Origin of the sequence: Duganella lactea (assembly GCF_009857505.1) — a bacterium.
Classification (GTDB): Bacteria; Pseudomonadota; Gammaproteobacteria; order Burkholderiales; family Burkholderiaceae_D; genus Rugamonas; species Rugamonas lactea.
In genome coordinates this window covers 1-499 of the sequence record NZ_WWCP01000096.1, presented here as the reverse complement: position 1 = coordinate 499, position 499 = coordinate 1, and the positions used below count along the sequence as shown (strand labels likewise).

Sequence of the window (499 nt, the reverse complement as noted above, 5' to 3'; positions counted from 1 at the left end):
AAGCGCTCACACTTATCGACTGTAATGAAGAGAGAACAGCAAATATTGGGGCTGTAGCTCAGCTGGTTAGAGCACCGTGTTGATAACGCGGGGGTCGTTGGTTCGAGTCCAACCAGCCCTACCAGTTGCACCAAATAGGGGGATTAGCTCAGCTGGGAGAGCACCTGCTTTGCAAGCAGGGGGTCGTCGGTTCGATCCCGTCATCCTCCACCACCTGTTTTTACGTAAGCACTAAGATGTTTAGGTAAAAGCAGTATCGTTCTTTAACAATCTGGAAGAAGTAAAGTTTTATTTAAGCGTGTAGAAATACACACTTAGGGTAGTAAAACTCATCATCACAAAGTAGTAAATGCTTGCCTAATAGCCGTCAAGGTTATAGGGACAAGTGAATAAGTGCACATGGCGGATGCCTTGGCGATTACAGGCGATGAAGGACGTAGTAGCTTGCGATAAGCTGCGGGGAGCTAGCAAACAAGCTTTGATCCGCAGATTTCCGAAT

General features: G+C 46.9%; 2 tRNA genes and 1 rRNA gene. All 3 read left to right on the top strand.

The features are described from left to right. The first annotated feature begins 47 nt into the window (after positions 1–47). Positions 48–124: transfer RNA gene (locus GTP44_RS26830), tRNA-Ile, on the top strand. Between the two features lie 13 nt (positions 125–137). After that, positions 138–213 (top strand) — tRNA-Ala (locus GTP44_RS26825). 166 nt (positions 214–379) lie between these two features. Beyond that, a 23S ribosomal RNA gene (locus GTP44_RS26820) occupies positions 380–499 on the top strand; the annotation flags it as partial.